Annotated in this window: 18 protein-coding genes; 13 read left to right on the top strand and 5 right to left on the bottom strand. The window is 47.6% G+C overall.

The features are described 5' to 3' along the window. Positions 1–12: 12 nt before the first annotated feature. The 6 genes from OM416_RS21870 (at position 13) to OM416_RS21845 (ending at position 5403) form a co-directional block, all read left to right on the top strand. Entirely contained in the window at positions 13–885 is an 873-nt protein-coding gene (locus OM416_RS21870; protein WP_036606984.1) for a CheR family methyltransferase, read from the top strand. Positions 886–901: 16 nt separating this feature from the next. Continuing rightward, positions 902–2578, top strand: a complete 1677-nt coding sequence (locus OM416_RS21865) for a response regulator (RefSeq protein WP_264932967.1) — start codon at positions 902–904, stop codon at positions 2576–2578. A gap of 86 nt (positions 2579–2664) precedes the next feature. Continuing rightward, entirely contained in the window at positions 2665–3003 is a 339-nt protein-coding gene (locus tag OM416_RS21860) for an STAS domain-containing protein (RefSeq protein WP_017692272.1), read from the top strand. 18 nt (positions 3004–3021) lie between these two features. Beyond that, on the top strand, positions 3022–3474 hold the full coding sequence (rsbW, locus tag OM416_RS21855) for an anti-sigma B factor RsbW (protein WP_062836469.1): 453 nt from the start codon (positions 3022–3024) through the stop codon (positions 3472–3474). Further along, the gene (locus OM416_RS21850; protein WP_169481484.1) at positions 3471–4244 is read left to right on the top strand and encodes a sigma-70 family RNA polymerase sigma factor; all 774 of its coding nucleotides are present in this window, start codon (positions 3471–3473) and stop codon (positions 4242–4244) included. The genes rsbW and OM416_RS21850 overlap by 4 nt, the downstream gene beginning before the upstream one ends. 142 nt (positions 4245–4386) lie before the next feature. Continuing rightward, positions 4387–5403 (top strand): magnesium transporter CorA family protein, encoded by a 1017-nt coding sequence (locus OM416_RS21845; protein WP_413775817.1) that lies wholly within the window; start codon positions 4387–4389, stop codon positions 5401–5403. Between the two features lie 19 nt (positions 5404–5422). On the opposite strand, the gene OM416_RS21840 is transcribed toward OM416_RS21845, so the two are convergent. The 4 genes from OM416_RS21840 to OM416_RS21825 form a co-directional block, all read right to left on the bottom strand. Continuing rightward, complete coding sequence (locus tag OM416_RS21840; RefSeq protein WP_264932959.1) at positions 5423–5788, bottom strand: DUF5665 domain-containing protein; 366 nt, start codon at positions 5786–5788, stop codon at positions 5423–5425. Between the two features lie 82 nt (positions 5789–5870). Beyond that, positions 5871–6278 carry a YtxH domain-containing protein gene (locus OM416_RS21835; RefSeq protein ID WP_036606997.1) on the bottom strand — a complete coding sequence of 136 codons (408 nt, stop codon included), beginning with the start codon at positions 6276–6278 and terminating at the stop codon, positions 5871–5873. 64 nt (positions 6279–6342) lie between these two features. Then, complete coding sequence (locus OM416_RS21830; protein WP_264932955.1) at positions 6343–6600, bottom strand: GlsB/YeaQ/YmgE family stress response membrane protein; 258 nt, start codon at positions 6598–6600, stop codon at positions 6343–6345. A 134-nt stretch (positions 6601–6734) separates the two neighbouring features. Continuing rightward, a complete protein-coding gene (locus OM416_RS21825) occupies positions 6735–7436 on the bottom strand; it encodes a phosphatase PAP2 family protein (RefSeq protein ID WP_264932953.1) in 702 nt (233 codons plus the stop codon). A 178-nt stretch (positions 7437–7614) separates the two neighbouring features. Between OM416_RS21825 and OM416_RS21820 the strand changes: the two genes are divergently transcribed. Both OM416_RS21820 and OM416_RS21815 read left to right on the top strand, forming a co-directional pair. Further along, entirely contained in the window at positions 7615–8634 is a 1020-nt protein-coding gene (locus OM416_RS21820) for an asparaginase (RefSeq protein ID WP_264932951.1), read from the top strand. Between the two features lie 139 nt (positions 8635–8773). Then, a complete protein-coding gene (locus OM416_RS21815; protein WP_264932949.1) occupies positions 8774–9499 on the top strand; it encodes a pirin family protein in 726 nt (241 codons plus the stop codon). Positions 9500–9593: 94 nt separating this feature from the next. On the opposite strand, the gene OM416_RS21810 is transcribed toward OM416_RS21815, so the two are convergent. Beyond that, positions 9594–9818, bottom strand: a complete 225-nt coding sequence (locus OM416_RS21810; protein ID WP_017692283.1) for a DUF1128 domain-containing protein — start codon at positions 9816–9818, stop codon at positions 9594–9596. Positions 9819–9976: 158 nt separating this feature from the next. On the opposite strand from OM416_RS21810, the gene yyaC reads away from it, so the two are divergent. The 5 genes from yyaC (at position 9977) to OM416_RS31835 (ending at position 16415) form a co-directional block, all read left to right on the top strand. After that, the gene (yyaC, locus tag OM416_RS21805; protein WP_264932946.1) at positions 9977–10534 is read left to right on the top strand and encodes a spore protease YyaC; all 558 of its coding nucleotides are present in this window, start codon (positions 9977–9979) and stop codon (positions 10532–10534) included. Between the two features lie 60 nt (positions 10535–10594). Continuing rightward, positions 10595–11386, top strand: coding sequence for an alpha/beta fold hydrolase (locus OM416_RS21800; protein WP_264932944.1), 792 nt, complete (start codon positions 10595–10597; stop codon positions 11384–11386). A 277-nt stretch (positions 11387–11663) separates the two neighbouring features. Then, complete coding sequence (locus OM416_RS21795; protein WP_264932942.1) at positions 11664–12368, top strand: DUF6483 family protein; 705 nt, start codon at positions 11664–11666, stop codon at positions 12366–12368. Between the two features lie 96 nt (positions 12369–12464). Then, positions 12465–13712 carry a class I SAM-dependent methyltransferase gene (locus OM416_RS21790; protein ID WP_076212635.1) on the top strand — a complete coding sequence of 416 codons (1248 nt, stop codon included), beginning with the start codon at positions 12465–12467 and terminating at the stop codon, positions 13710–13712. Positions 13713–13775: 63 nt separating this feature from the next. Beyond that, the gene (locus OM416_RS31835) at positions 13776–16415 is read left to right on the top strand and encodes an O-antigen ligase family protein (protein WP_319951924.1); all 2640 of its coding nucleotides are present in this window, start codon (positions 13776–13778) and stop codon (positions 16413–16415) included. Positions 16416–17019: the final 604 nt, after the last annotated feature.

Raw genomic sequence — 17019 nt, 5'->3', positions numbered from 1 at the left:
TGGAGAGAATTTATGACACCGTGGGAACCTACCGAGACGGGGGCAGATTTGGTCCGTATGCCGCAAGATGAAGAGCGCGAGCTGATCGAGATTGAGTTGTTGTTGGAAGGCATGCACCGTTTATATGGATATGATTTTAGAAACTATGCACTGCCATCCCTGAAACGAAGAATCTGGCATCATGCACATGCCGAAGGTGTTAAGAGCATATCCGGCTTGCAGGAGCGTGTGCTTCATGACCGTTCCGCGTTTGAACGTTTTGTACAGAATTTGTCCATCCCTGTGACGGAAATGTTTCGAGATCCCTCGCTTTTCCGAATGTTTCGGGAACAGATTATTCCTATTCTGAGAACCTATCCGTATATCCGAATATGGCATGCGGGTTGCTCTACAGGAGAGGAAGTCTATTCCATGGCCATCATGTTGCATGAGGAAGGGCTGTATGACAAGGCAAGAATCTACGCAACAGATATGAATGATCGCTCATTGCAGCAGGCCAAAGAAGGCGTCTACGGTATTGAGAAGATGAAACTTTTTACTACAAATTATTTGGAGGCAGGGGGTACCAGAGCCTTCTCCGAGTACTATACAGCGAAATATAATTCGGTGATATTTCATCCTTTTCTAAGGAAGAACATCATATTCGCCGAGCACAATCTGGCAACAGACCGGTCATTTAATGAGTTTAATGTTATCTTTTGCCGTAACGTCATGATTTATTTCAATGATGAACTGCGCAACCATGTGCATGGGCTGTTTCACGAGAGCTTGAGCCACTTTGGGATTCTGGTTCTGGGCTCGAAAGAATCGATACATTTTACAGAGTTCAGTGATACCTATGAGCCATTAGACCGGACCGAAAAAATATACCGGAAGATCAAATAGGGGGTTAGGGTTAGCCATGGGGCTCAATGAACCAATCCATATATTATTGGTAGATGACCGCCCTGAGAACTTGCTTGCGCTTGAAGCAGTTCTGGAATCAGAACAATACAAACTCGTTAAGGCAACTTCCGGAGAAGAGGCACTCCGTTGTCTGCTGAAAGACGAATTTGCGGTTATCGTACTTGATGTACAGATGCCTGGGATGGACGGAATTGAGACTGCAAAGTTAATTAAGGCACGGGACAAGTCCAAGGATGTGCCGATCATATTCATTTCTGCCAATAGCAGAGAGGCTGAGCACTTGTTTGCCGGATATTCAGCCGGGGCCATTGATTACATGGTTAAGCCGTTTATTCCTCAGATTTTGAAATCGAAGATCGAGGGCTTTGTGGAGATGTTTATCACCAATAAACGATTGAAGACACAGACCATGCTGCTTCACCAGAAGACACAGGAACTGGAGAAGATGAACCAACAACTCATTCAGGCCAAGGAAGAAGCGGAGATTGCAGCTAATGCGAAGACCGAGTTCCTGGCGATGATGAGCCATGAGATTCGCACACCGATGAACGGAGTTATCGGCATGGTGGATCTACTGATGGAGACGGAATTGAAGGACGATCAGAAGGAATACGCAGACATCGTTCGTCGCAGTGCGGATGCACTCGTCACAGTCATTAACGACATTCTTGACTTCACCAAGATGGAATCGGGCAAAATGGAACTTGAGGAGCATCCTTTTGAACTTGTCTCCTGTATTCGGGAAGTGCTGGGATTGTTTGCGGCAGAAGTAGGTAAAAAGAATCTGGAACTGGATTATTTCCTGGAAGATTCGGTCCCTGAATTGATCTATGGAGATATGGCAAGGTTACGCCAAGTCCTCTTGAATCTTATTGCTAATGCGATCAAATTCACCGATCAGGGTGGGGTATATCTGATCGTTTCAGTGAATGAGGAAAAGGATGGACAAATGGCGTTGGAGTTTGCTGTTAAGGACACCGGAATAGGCATCGCGTCAGACAAAGTTGACCGGCTGTTCCAGCCGTTTTCTCAGCTGGATACATCCATGACACGCAAGTACGGCGGAACAGGCCTAGGCCTGGCGATATGCAAGACACTGGTCGAAATGATGGGTGGACAGATCTATCTGGACACCACGGAGCAACGGGGAGCAACGTTTGTATTTACGATTCAGGCGAAACGGTATGTAGAAACAGAACTGCTTCAGAGGAACGGGGAAGAAAAGCTGACGGATGTGAAGAATGAGAATAAATATCCCACGGTATTGATTGTAGATGATCATCCGATTAACCAGAAATTGATGGCGATTATGCTCAGTAAGCTTGGTTTTCTCTCGGATATTGCTGAAGATGGGCAGAGTGCATTGGACATGGTGCTAGGCAGTCGTCATCCTTATGACTATGTGTTCATGGATTTGCAGATGCCTGTTATGGATGGTCTGGAATGTACACGGCGGATTAGAGAAAGCCTGCCCCAGTCCAGTCAGCCTATCATTATAGCGATGACGGCTAATGTTATGGAAGGGATCCAGCAACGCTGTACTGCCGCAGGCATGGATGATTATATTAGCAAACCGGTTAAAATGGGCAGTGTAAAACAGAAAATATCCCAGTTTCAGCAACAACACCAGATGTTAAACTCAGGCCCATCTGCCATGAATCAGGCAAATTGAAACATTTTCCAAACTTCTTTTTGTTTCACTCGTGCTGAAGTTGGGTTATTAGGTAAGGAAACCATTGATCAGGAGAGAGATGTCTAATGAATACAAATAAGAATGAAAAATTCAATGCAAGAACTGAAACACAGGATGGCGTATGCACGGTGTATCTGACTGGCGAACTGGATTTGTCGGTTGCTCCTGACTTCCGTTTGGTAATGGAGCCGCTCGTGGATAACAAGGAACAGGATCTTTTGATTAACATGAAAGAATTGAAGTATATCGATAGTACAGGGATTGGTATCCTGTTATCTGTTCTGAAGGCAAGACATGGAATGGAAGCTCGTTTTGAAGTACAGGAAGTTCCTGCGCAAATCCAGAAACTTTTTGATATGACGGGCATCGCCAAATTCTTTGTCACACAGAAGAATTCCCAATAGGAAAGGATCGAAAAAGGAATGAATGCAGAAGTTCAAAGAGTCACCCTTAATCTACCGGCGACAGCTGATTACGTTGATATTGTAAGACTCAATCTTTATGGAGTAGCATCCAAGATGGGATTCTCTTATGAAGACATTGAGGATATGAAAGTGGCTGTATCCGAGGCCTGTAACAACTCTGTACTGTATGCCTACTCACACGAAGGCGGCATGGTTGAAGTCGTATTTGAAGTGGATGGCGAAACACTGTCCATTACTGTCAAAGACGAAGGTGCCAGCTTCGAGAATATGAACCCTGCTGTGTCACGTGCCGGTCTTCACGACAAAGAACTGACAGAAGCACAGATTGGCGGACTTGGGTTCTACCTGATGCAAGCCTTGATGGACGATGTCAGTGTGGAAAGTGAGACGGGCAAAGGTACGAAGGTAGTACTCGTAAAACGTCTTGCAAGAAGTGAGGAGAAAGTATGAATGAAAAAGTGACTCCCCCAGAGTCCATGTCTGAAGCTATAGGTTTGATCTGGGAATACCAGCAGACCCAAGATAATGAAATTGCAACAGTTCTCATCCGTAAATATGAACCGATGGTAAAGATGGCAGCAGGTAAAATTGCTCGGAATCGCCCCGATCTATACGAAGACTTGTATCAGACCGGGCAGATGGCATTGATTCGTTTGCTCAAGCAATACGATATCAACCTGGGTATTCCGTTTGAACCTTATGCCATGAAGAGCATGATCGGTCATATGAAGAACTATTTGCGAGACAAATCCTGGTATATTCAGGTGCCCCGGAGGATCAAGGAAAAGGGCGCACTTGTGCAACATGCCATCGATGAGTTAACCGTGAAGCTGGAGCGCTCACCTGGTGTGAACGAGATTGCTGAATACCTTGATTTGACCGCGGAAGAGACGATTGAAGTTCTGGCTGGTCGGGAATGTTATCACTATGTGTCACTGGATTCTCCGTTATCTCAGGATGACAGTGCAGCGACATTGGGTGAGCTGATCAGTGCAGATGTGAATGACTTCGATTCGGTCGAAAAACGGATGGACTTGCAACAGGCATTGGGACAATTGAAGGAACAAGAGCAGAAGGTACTTATTCTAGCATTCCAAGATGGTCAATCTCAGCGGGCAATCGCACAAAAGCTTGGTGTTTCACAGATGAGTGTATCGCGAATTCAGAAGCGAGCTACAGAGAAGCTGAAACAGATCATGTCGAATGCTTCAATGTTATGAAAAAAGAATCCCTAATGTTGTTGAGTACGGCATAAAAAAGGACACGTAATTGCACTGAAATGCATACGTGTCCTTTTTGGGATCAAAAAGATGGGTATGAATGAACGAACATAAGTGCAGGAGTGGATGTTTTGTGGACAAAATCAAGCTGGAAGCTCGCCGTGACAAGTTATCTTGCTCGGACCATTGGCAATGGTGGGATTGGGCTGCACCTGACACCGATAGCATGAACGATGCTTTGGAGGAGCTGACAGAGGCATTTCCGGATATGCAGTATTGGCTTCATAAAATTCCGGAAATCGAATCAAATTATTTGTCCGTCCGTTTCGTGAATGGTACAGAGCCCGTTATATTTGGCTCCTTGTTGTATGCGATCAAGAACGAGAGAGACGACAATCGCCAAGATAATCAGATGTTTTTCTATGTGGATCGCAATAACCTGGTTACCTTGAATATGGATGACAATACAAGAGGCATTATGAAGACGGATGAACGTGCTCATATGTTACAGCAATGTAGTGAGGCCAGGGACGGGATGTTTGTACTTTTTCGAGCTATACTGCATTACTACCATGTGGGGATGGATCATTTTGAGATGAACCTGCGTGATCTGGAACGTAAAATGGAATCCCGCAATGCCCGCACCTTGATGGACCAGATTCTCGCCGCCCGGTTTGAATTGTTGTACTGGAGCAATTTGTTTATTCCCTACTCGGAACTGATGGCTGCTGCCCATGAGGCTTACCTCAGTGAAATAAACGAAAATCGGTACTTTCAACAGCTCCAACATCGAGTAGAGCGAATGGAACGTTTGTTTAGTCACTACGAGAAAGAGATTGATACGTTAATCTCCATTGATAATGCGATCTCCGGTGTACGAGGCAATGAAATCATGAAGACGCTGACCATTGTTACCGCTGTGTTCATACCCGCCACAGCAGCTGGTGCGATCTGGGGGATGAACTTTGAGAACCTGCCCTTTATCGACAAGTCATGGGGAGTTGTCCTGGTCCTAATTGTCATTATCTTAAGCATGATCAGCATGTATGTATGGCTGATGATGAAAGGATGGACAGGAGATCTGCTCAAAGTAAAATCCTCACAGTCTTCTGCCGAAGAAGGACAGAGCAGAGGAGCGACCAAAAAGCGTAATACTTGACCTACTCTGCTAATTCATTTTAGTTTTTGTAATCTTCAATATATCCAAGCAAGTCAGCGATATATTGTCCCACAATCGGCATATTGACGAATTGACTGAGAATGAACGCCAGCAAACCCAGAACGACAAAGGTACCTACGGTCAGACCGAGTCCTCGAGCCATACCCGCTGTAAAGTTCGTAATAATCCGCTTTTTGGGACTGCTGTAATTCTCAATAATATCCTTGATCTGTGCTCTCTCCAGACTGTCCGCAATCTGGTCCAGACGTGTGTTTAATCGCTTGACCTCATGCCGCAATTCAAAAGGATGCTCGCTTGTATCATACTGCTGCGCCGGTGTTCCTCCCGGAATTGGAGTATTGCCGTTGATTGTCACTTTACTCATGTTTCTTCCCCCTCAACTCGCATTGGATAAAAAATAGCCAGCTGGAGTGCAGCTGGCTATTGGTCACTCGATCTGTATAGCCTTACAGGCTAGTCGAGTTAAGTTCTTTACGTGCATCTTCCTTCGCTTCCACGGAAGCGGCAGCCACTTCATCAGATGCACGGGATGCTTCGTTAGCCACATCAGCGGACGCTTTTCTCACAGAGTCCATTACATCATTGCGGCCTTGATTTACCGTTTTTGCAATATCAGAAGTTTTGGAAGAGACCGTTTTAGCCAGTTCAGAGGCTTTATCACCTACAACCGTTGCCACTTCTTTGGTGCGGTCAGTTACGATGCCCACTTTCTCGGAAAGGTCACCACGCAATTCACGTCCTGGTTTAGGAGCAAAGAGTAGTGCTGCAGCTGCTCCCAGCAAACCCCCGATGAAAATTCCTTTGGCGAAAGTCGAACCAGTCTGTACAGGATATTGCTCTTCTGCTTTATTCATGTCTAATCACTCCTTCTTCAAATTAAGAAACAAATACGAAACAACGAACACCTTGTTGCCCGAATCAGGCAGCCTGTCTTAGCAGTCTGGACACAAGCCCCAGCAAGAAAACAAAGAGCGCTGTACCAATGATGGCAGGAATAATGGCAAAGTTACCGATAACCGGTCCCCAGTTACCAAGCAAAAGTGCTCCCAGCCAGGCTCCGGCAAATCCGGCAATCATTGCACCGATGATGCCTCCAGGCATGTTGTGACCGGCAAGTGCATTTCCGATTAAACCGATGATGACCGCCATCACAATGCTGATAATGATGCCCCACATAACAACCGCCTCCTTTAAACTTGATGTAGGATGTTGTCTGTTCGCGTTTGCTTACTTCGTATATAAACGCCGTGCAACCCTGTGAAACAATAAAGATGAGGATGAATGAACTGGAAATTGGAGGAATTCATTGTTTAGTGGATTCGTTTAATGCCTTTAATCATGCAGAAGATCCATACCAAACCAGCGGCAAATCCCGTAAATACATCCGTAGGATAATGAACACCCAGCATGATGCGACTGAGACCGATCAAGAAAATAAAACTGATGCCGCATAGAACAGGTAGCCACACACCGGAAGTGGTATGCCGCTGTCGTTCATTGGCCCAGATTACAAAGAGCATGCCGTAGAAGCCCATGGAGATCATGGCGTGTCCGCTAGGGAAGCTGTACCCGTGAACGACCAGCAGATGATCCAGTTCAGGTCTGCTTCGTCTAAAAAATTCCTTCAATAACGTGTTCAGAATCCACATCATGGCAAAACTTCCCGAGATCGCATATCCATATATAACAAACCTTGGACTGCGTTGCACGAAGAAAAGTAGAGCAAAACCTCCTGCGGCCATAGCAGAGATTTTGAATGAACCCAATGCGGTTATGAATGCAGTGTAAGAGAATAGATGAAGACGTGAATCCGAATTCAGATAAAATAATTGCTGAATTTGATCATCCAGACGAATAATAACATCAGCACCCAGCCAGGCACCCAGACCTGCCAGGATAAATACGACCGAAGCGCTGAGGGCCAGACCAGCCAAACCCCAGTTGAGGAGTGGACGTAACAACGTGCCGGGAGTTGATTCGAATGAGGCTGGTGAATATGTTTTGCGCGGCATAGTGAGTTTCTCCTTCAGTAGTTGTAGTAGATGAACGTAGATTGATAAAGCTATACCCGAAATACCTGTCGAAAAAACTGTAAAAACGTCGCTTTTGTACTATACTATTTAAGATATCCCATGCGGCGTCGTGACGCAAAGCAGAGATGAATTCGGGAGCACAAAGGAGAGAACTCGCATGGAGAGTGCCTTGTTAATTAAAGAATACCGTGCAGGCGTTATGGAATGCGCCCACTACGGACACATAAGTATTACGGATGAGCATGGTCGGATCGTATACTCGGCTGGCGATCCTCGTTTTAGAGCGTTCACTCGCTCATCTGCCAAACCTTTTCAAGCTATTCCAGGAATTCGGGCAGGGATTGCCAGTCACTATGGCCTCTCAGCACAGGAGATTGCGATCATGTCCTCTTCGCACCGTTCGGAACCGGAACATATCCGAGTGCTGGAGCAGCTATCCGGTAAAATCGGATTAGGAGAAGAATGCCTGATCTGTGCGCCGAGTTATCCGCTTAATGAAGAAAGCCGTAATGAATGGTTACGTGCACACGGGGAAAAACGTCGCATTTTGCACAACTGCTCCGGCAAACATCTGGGAATCCTGGGATACAGTCAGATGAAGCAGGTGGATCTGGGCAGTTACGCTGAACCGGATCATCCGGTACAACGTGAAATTCTCGAAACATTTGCCGACCTGGCAGGTATTGAGGAAAAAGAGATTGAGCTTGGGACGGATGGCTGCGGCTTTCCGGTATTTTCTTTGCCGTTATCGGCACTGTCGAACGCCTATCTGAAGCTCGCTTGTCCGGATCTTATCGCTGATCCTTCCACAAGAACAGCTGTAGAGACGATCACATCGGCCATGAATGAACATCCGTTGATGGTAGGTGGCACGGAGCGTGTAGATTCAGTGCTGCTGGAAGACGATAACATTGTAGCCAAGGGTGGATTCAAGGGGGTCTTCGGATTTGGTCTGAAAAAAGAACGATTGGGAATCACCTTCAAGGTGCTTGATGGTTCTGAGGAAGAGTGGGCTTTCATTACCCAATCCATTCTGAAACAGATTGGTTATTCCAATGAAAGAACCATTGCACGATTGGCTGAAGTCTTCCCTTCGGACATCCGAAATGACGCAGGTACCCTTGTGGGTCATGCAGATAGTGAGTTCCTTCTGCACTCACTTGAAGATAGCGTATAACCTTAAGAAGGGGCGTGATTAGAGTTGCCGGACCCCGGGTAAAGATGACATACCAACTGGTATTCATCTATACAATTCATATACACGCATGGACTGCCGCGGTAATGTGGCAGTTCTAAACCCTTGGAGGTGGATGAACATGATTAAAGTGGTGACATCGGAAGAAAGGCACACGTCGGATCGAGGTTGGATACACAGTGAATTTAGCTTTTCGTTTGCGGATTATGATGATCCGAGCAACGCCCATTTTGGCTGTCTGCTGGCTCATAATGACAACACGCTGATACCGCAAGAAGGCTTTAAGAAACATCCACATCATGATCTTGAACTTGTCAGTTATGTCATATCAGGCACACTCAAGCACACGGATAGTATGGGAACAGAACAATTGCTTGAACCGGGAACGGTTCAGGTTATGAGTGCGGGAACGGGAGTTGAACATTCCGAGACCAATCCGTCAGCAGATGAATCTGTACGTTTTCTCCAAATGTGGTTTTTGCCATCGGAGCGTATGCTGAAACCGTCCTATACGAATCGGAGTGTAGAGCCGCAGGAGCATTTGAATCGTCTATGTCCGATTGTATCAGGTCAAGAGGGCGAGGGAACCGAGGGAGCCTTGCCTATTTCCCAGGATGTAACCTGTTACCTGTCCCATTTGGAATCCGGGAAGAAGTTGATGTACCCGCAACACGAAGATCGGCGTACACATCTTTTCCTGATCAGTGGACATGTGGAGATTCATTGTTCGGACGGTAACTTCAATCTCAAGCCTGGGGATGCTGCGCGAATTCGTAAAAGCTGTGATCTGCAAATGACGAGCACAGGCAGTGAACCTGCTGAATTTGTTCTGATTGACCTACCTTAATAATCATGTGTATCTAGTAAGGATAGTCGTTAAATATAAAATGCGAAAAAGGACCTGTTCCCCACGTTGTTGTGGAAGACAGGTCCTTTTTGGCTTAGGATTTACGAAGGTTACCCAGTTCCGAAGCGACAGCTTCCACTTCAGAGATACTGAGATGTTCCTTGCTCAAAATCATTTCATACAGATCAAACAGATCTTCATATTTCTCAAGTGGAAATGACGAAGCTTGCATCGCGGCACCGCTTGCCATCCGAAGTTTGGTTTTGATCGCTTCAATCATATATTCCATATTGGCTGCTGTTGCTTGTGTTAAATCCATCGTTAACTTCATCCCTTCCGTATCGGAAACTCTTGTTATTGTATCATGATTGGAAGCGCTCAGGCCAATGCTTTTGCGGGGAAACGATGCATCGGTTACAATGATGGATACAACAACAGGGGTCAATGGAGACCTGAGTGCACTGGAGGGAATACAGCTTGGCAGCGTATAAGCGAGAAATGGTTCGCCATCAAGGAAGGGAAGTCCGTAAAGGTTTGCCTGGAGAGGATCTGGTCTTATTCTTCAAAAACATCGTTCAACTTCATACTCCAGATGAAATCACGTTTGTCTGCATTGGTACCGATCGTTCCACCGGGGATGCTCTGGGTCCACTGACAGGAAGTTTATTGCAAGAGAACGGAATGGAGAACGTGATTGGCACGCTGTCTTCCCCTTGTGATGCAGATACGCTGGAGAAGAAATTGGCACATATTCCGGCACACCATGCCATCATAGCGATTGATGCGTGTCTGGGTCCAAAGAATGCCGTAGGTACATACTATCTTTCGAATAACCCACTCATTCCTGCTCAATCAGTTGGGGGCCAGTTGCCCCCTGTCGGACAATACAGTGTAGCAGCTGTGGTTAATGCCAATGGACCAAGACCCTATTCCATATTGCAGATGACCTCGCTTCACTTGGTTATGGGCATGTCACGAACGATTGCAGACGCCGCAATTGAAGCATGGAAATGGAGACAAACGTTTCATTCATGATATGTAGGCTTAATAATATACAACCTGAATTATTTAATTCGCGCAGAGAGAGGGATTCATATGGAAAAAGTGATGTGTGATGGAACGACGATTTGTTATGCCGAACAAGGTAAGGGAGAAGCACTCATTTTGCTCCACGGATACTGTGGCAGTTCATCGTATTGGGATGAGGTCGTACCTGAGCTGGCACGCAGCTACCGCTGTATCGTACCTGATCTGCGTGGACACGGAAAAACAGATGCACCTGTAGGAAGTTATACGATCGAACAGATGGGCAACGATGTGTTACAGCTGATGGATGAGCTGAACGTGGAAAAGGCGGTCCTTCTGGGACACTCCATGGGGGGATATATTGCGCTTTCGATCGCACAACGCCACCCGGAGCGTTTGAATGCATTTGGCCTGATTCATTCCACAGCCTATCCGGACAGTGAAGAAGCCAAGGAGAAACGTCTTCGCGCTGTATCCACCATTCAAACCGAAGGTATCGTAAATTTTGTAGATGGACTGGTTCCCGGCTTGTTTGCACCGGAACATGTGGACTCCTTATCTAAGCAAGTCACACGTGTGAAGGAGATTGGTTACCAGACAGCCCCTCAAGGTGCTGTTGGCGCTGCACTTGCTATGCGAGAACGCCCGGATCGCCGTGATGTGTTGTCAGCCACACCATTACCTGTATTGCTGGTTGCGGGAGAGAAGGACGCTGTTATCCCGCCAGAACGCACATTTACAAGTGACAAGCCACATATTGTGCAAGCTGTTATTGCTGGTGCAGGTCATATGAGCATGTATGAAGCGCCTGAAGAGTTAATTCAGGTCATTAAACAATTTATGGCTGGATTATCGAAGTAATTTATGAAGTGATTTATGTTGATATCATTAGAAATTAGAATATAGTTTGGTTTCTGGATGATTCTACCCTCTTGTAGAGGAGGGGGACTCAGTTCCATTCCAGCTGAACCCCTGCAAAGTCCCTTTGGGATAGCAGGGGTTCAGTGTGTTTACAGACAGAGCTTAGACGCGCGCGTCTTGTTTTGGCTTTTTGTCATGGCATGAATTAAAATAACTATAAAGGAACGTTATGAGAACGATTGAATGTATAGGGTCGAATGATGAGGGGGCATACAGCATGTTCAGAAAAGATTATCTGCTCCGCATGATGGAGGAAATGACAGAAGCAATTGGCAAAGTGTTCACGCTCAAACAGCAGCGTAAGCACACCGAGGCATTGTCCGAACTGGATGAGCTGATGCGCAGGCAGTTTGGATTGAACCTATCTCTACTGAACTCATTGCCAGCGGAGGATGTTATTGAAATGTTCCGTTTTCGCGGAATGATTGAAGTGGACAATCTACAGCAAGCCGCCAGGCTAATTGAAGAAGAGGCATATATTTATCAAGAAAAGGCCAGAGTGGAAGGCATCGACGATCAGGAGAGAATGGACGCAGAGGATGACGCCCTTATTCGATTGATGAGATCACTTCATTTTTACCTGTATGCATTGAATCATGGGGCTAATCCCAAGTTATTGGACGCACCGGAACGGGTGGAGGGTGTGTTGGGGCTTACGAAAGAATATGAACTTCCTGCTCGAACCGAGAGACAGCTTGCCCTGTATCGTGAACAACAAGGACGTTACGACCAGGCAGAGAACAGTTGGTACAGGCTGCTACAGCTTGGTGGTGAATTCCCGGTGAGCTACCGAGATGATGTACAGGCGTTCTATGAAAGGTTAGGCCAACTCACGGACGAACAACTTGAGCAGGGCGGTCTGCCCCGGAACGAAGTTGAAGAGGGACTAGCTGAACTAAGTCGTCAAGAGATGAGCTCATAAAATATGGATTGGATCAAGGCTTGTTACCTGCCTTTACTTGGAGAGGGAACGGAATTGTGGTATGGTAACGGTTGACCAAATCAAACCGAAAGTGAGATGTACCCCGTGGATTCATTGCGAAAGCTTATACAAGACATCTTTGAACAGAATTCGCTGATTACAGCGACCTGGAGCCAGCTGCGCAGACGGGACAATGTCTCGTATACCAAAGTGCAAGTCAAGCCAGTGACACTGAAGAATCAGCTGCATTATCAATTTGCATTTCATTATAACAACAAAGTGCTGCACGAGAATTTGACTCCGGCTGAAGCGGCTGAGCGCATGACTTTGCTATGCGAAGAGACGTTTCGTCAAGGGCTGCTCTGTACGACCGAAGCAGACTATCAAATTTTGATCAGCAAAAAATATAAAGTATCCATTTTGACCAAATCTGCTTCCAAGACTGCAGTGGATCTGTCGCATAATCGCAAAAAGCAATATGTATTGGAAGAAGGCGTACCTGTATCGTTCCTCGTTGAACTTGGTATCATGAACGAAGAAGGTCGTGTGCTGGCTCGTAAGTATGACAAGTTCAGACAGATTAACCGTTTCCTCGAAATGGTGCAGGATGTTATTCCGCATCTGCCGGAGGGGCGTCCACTGACCATCGTTGATTTTGGTTGTGGCAAGTCTTATCTGACCTTTGCGTTATATCATTATTTGTCTGTACAACAACGGCGTTCACTCAAGATTATTGGGCTGGACTTGAAGGCAGATGTAATTGAACACTGTAATGATCTGGCAAATCGATTGCATTATGGCGATCTGAAGTTTCTGGTTGGAGACATCGCGGACTACGATGAATTGAACGAAGTGGATATGGTTGTCACGCTGCATGCCTGTGATACAGCTACCGATGCTGCTTTGGAGAAGGCGGTTCGTTGGGGGGCTTCTGTTATTCTGTCTGTCCCTTGCTGTCAGCATGAACTGTTTGACCAGGTAGAGGCTTCCGTGATGAATCCGTTGTTGTCCCATGGCATCCTCAAGGAACGTTTTTCCGCACTTGCTACGGATGGGATTCGTGCCAAGTTGCTTGATCTGATGGGATACAAAACACAATTACTTGAATTCATCGATATGGAGAATACGCCTAAAAACATATTGATTCGTGCTGTTCGCGGTCAGGCCGGCGAAGTGACGGAGATGTGGAACGAATATACGGCTTTCCGTGATTTCATTCATGCCGATCCCTATTTGGAGCGGGCTTGTGCAGATTTGCTTCCTGGCGATGGAAAGCAGGCCGGCGGGAAATCAAAATCGAGCAAAGAAACCGTTCAGGATTCCGCAAATTGCGACCTTTGCTGAGTGTGCCAATGACAATCGAGGGACATACTGCAATTAGGGTCTCTGAAAGTAAACTTCAATACAATGCATATACTTTGTAGCAAGCAATATCATAACTGTCAGATAATATCAGGCAGAAGGCCCCGTTATCGGGATCTTCTGTCTTTTTGTTATGCATGTGGAGCGGTGGAAGAAGGGTGGAAGGTAATGAAGAATCTGACAAAGGATCAGGGAGTTTTAAGGGATAGACGAAGACGAGGAAATGCGGAGAATGAGGAAAGGATGGAACACGCGTTTGACAAGTCTCACCATGCAGATGGTATAGAACATGTAGATAACAGGGACTTATGTAATGTGGACAGTAAGGGCAGTAGAGACAGTACATATCAATCAAATGGAGTTATCCAAACTGAGGGGGCAGGTCGTTTTTCACGGATATTGAGATGTGAACATTATTCAGGGTCAGGATGGACTGTTGGGTTGGGCATAGTCATAATTGTCTTGCTACTCGCAGGGTGTCTGAGTCGGGGGCTTTACTATTCGGCTGATTTGTATCCTCTCATTCTGATTGCAGCAGGAAGTACCTTAATTATATTTGTGCTATTTCTTGCAGTTTTTCGTCCAGAGAAAGAGAAAGGGCAAGCGAGAAAACAAGTACCCCTGTCAACGGTACATTGGCTAGGGAACGATGAACGAACGGTTGGGCGAATGATTCGAATCCCGGGAATGTGGCGGGTATTGTGGCCGCTGGGGATGATGATTTGTTTTGGGCTACATGCATGGGCAGGCTCGGTGAGTAAACAGGGCAGTATGGATGAAATGCTACGGTGGAGCCTGCTTGCGATGTTTACCCTGCTCACCGCAGTACTGGCTGCGCGCACGGATGGTGCGCGCTGGTTAGCCTGCGGTTGGCAGATGGCAGGCGGCTTGCTTGTGCTAAGCGGCATCCTTGCCGTGTGCGGGATATTGCCGCTGCCCTTCGGGGTGATGCGGACTGCTGACCCCGAGATCAGCTCCGTCGGGGCACGGCTCGGCGGATTATTGCAGTACCCTAATGCGTACGGTGCCGTTGTCGGCATGTACGCATTGGAGCGGCTGATAGCCGCCGCGCGAGTCATAGCCCGGCCGGTGTCGGCCGGGCGACTCATCGCGGCAGTGCTGCCGCTCATGCCCGCGCAAGCCGCGCTCCTGCTGAGCGAGTCGCGCGGCGCTTGGCTAGCGACCGGCTGTGCCGCGGTCGCCGCCTTCGCTTTGCAGCGGCGAGGTGCCCGCCTGCCGCTGCTGCTGGCCACAGCCGCGCCACTGGCGTGCGCGGCCTGGCTGTACCGCCAGCTGGCTGCTGCTCAGCTGGCGCCTGCACCAGTGCCCGGCCTGCTGGCACTGGCCGGGGCATGGGCAGCTGCGCTGCTCGGCACGCTGCTGCTGTGCCGCCTATGGCACAGCGTCGCCGCCAAGGCTTCGCGCGCCGCTGCCTTGACGGCCATCGTGCTGACGGTGCCCGCCGCCGCACTGATGGCCGTGGCCTCCACCGCCGATCGCCTCGCGGCAGGTGTCGGCACTGGGGTGTCCCGCCTACAGATGTGGCGGGACGCCCTCCAGCTGTGGACCGAGGCCGCATGGCTCGGCCACGGGGGAGATACATGGCGCAACATGTTTCGCGCCATTCAATCCTCGCCTTATGTTGGAGGCGAGGTTCACAACGGTCTGCTCGATCTTGCCCTGGACACGGGCGTGATCGGCATCCTGGTTGTCGCAGGGTGGTTTATCTTCACCCTGCGGAGCATCTTTCACTTTGCACCGCAGCTCATGCCCTCCGTGCTTATTTTTGGCCTGCATGGGGCGATGGACTTTGACTGGAGCTTCACGCTATTTTGGATGTTCTTCATCTGGCTCGGTGCTTGGGCAGGCGCATTGAAGACGGAAGCAGAGGGAGTCAAACGATCCGGTAGAATTGCTCAATACACCTCCTCCAGATCCAAAGCTCGTTTCTTCCCATACCTACCAGCGCAATCTCGTCCATTATCTTTCCCGATGCGCTCCTTCTTTCATATTTTTCAGCGAGTTACTGTTCGTGTAATAAAGGTATCGACAGTGATGATCATTCTTTTCTGGCTTGGTGGAACAGTGTGGCTGACCTCCCGATACGTTGTAGCAGAAGTGCAGTACCGCCAGGCGATGTCTGAACCGGATGGCACTTCAACACAGAAGGTACATCTTATGGCTGCCTTTCAATCGAACCCGAATCGACCGGATATACTGATATCCCTTGCCAGAACCCTCCCAGGACGAGAAGCAGAATCAATTCTTCTGAACAGCCTGTCCCATTCCCTGTTGCACCCTCAGATTTACATCGAACTGGGACGCTTGGCAGCCCAATTCGGAGAGGGACAGCAAGCTGGAGAATATTTTGAACAAGCGATCGGATTGAATCGGTATGATAGCGTCGGCCAATCCGTGGCTTTGTATTGGATGGAGCAGGCAGCGCGGCGGGAATGGGAGGCAGGATTCACGGATCGAGCCCAACAGACTGCCGCCGCTGGTGTACAGATGTATGAACGTTATCAACTGCTGGCTAAGGAAGTGGAAGCAGGAAACGTTCGCAATGATCGTCGTTTTGTACTGGAAGAACATGCTCAAGATTATGGAGAGAACCTGCGCAGGTTTGCTTCCGCCTCTGCTTCTTCTCCTCCGTTTACTCCAGAGTTGACCAAGCGGAGCCCTTGAATCACGGCTGGATCTTGATGCTTACCCAAGCGATATGATGATGGATGTCAGCGTCTAAAAAGTCTGGAACTCCAAGCTGGCTGCTCTTGGTGGATGGGGATACGATTTTCTAAGGAACACAGGACGTCTTATATCGCCTCTAGCTCCTCCTTTTAAATTGTAAGGAACATCAGACACGTTATTTCCTGAAACTCACTAACAAAGACCCTATAAAAAGCCAAAAATTCCGATATAACGTGTCTCAAATTCCTTAGATTTCTAAGATTGCTTAAAATCTTTGAATAAGACGCCTCAGATTCGTTACCGCTCGTGGGCTTGAGTATGAGCATGATATATACTCACAGTTTTATATTCATGCCCACGTGGAGGGCGGCTCCATGCTCTGCTTCAACCGCAATGTGGTGCCCTCGAATCCACCAGAGCGAAGCTTTACATCCGAAGGAAGAAATTCGCATTTATGTTGTCTCTGTCTCTTGCCCGTACGTGAAGTAGGCATTAACATCACACGTTAAGGACACAGTACGATTATGCCTGTTCCTAACATGTTCAGATTCGCTTCAGCTTTGCTGCGTCTTTCAGTAGGTTTGAAGATACAGCTACCTGC

Source organism: Paenibacillus sp. LS1, assembly GCF_026013365.1.
GTDB lineage: Bacteria > Bacillota > Bacilli > Paenibacillales > Paenibacillaceae > Paenibacillus.
This window is presented reverse-complemented; position numbering and strand designations above follow the sequence as displayed.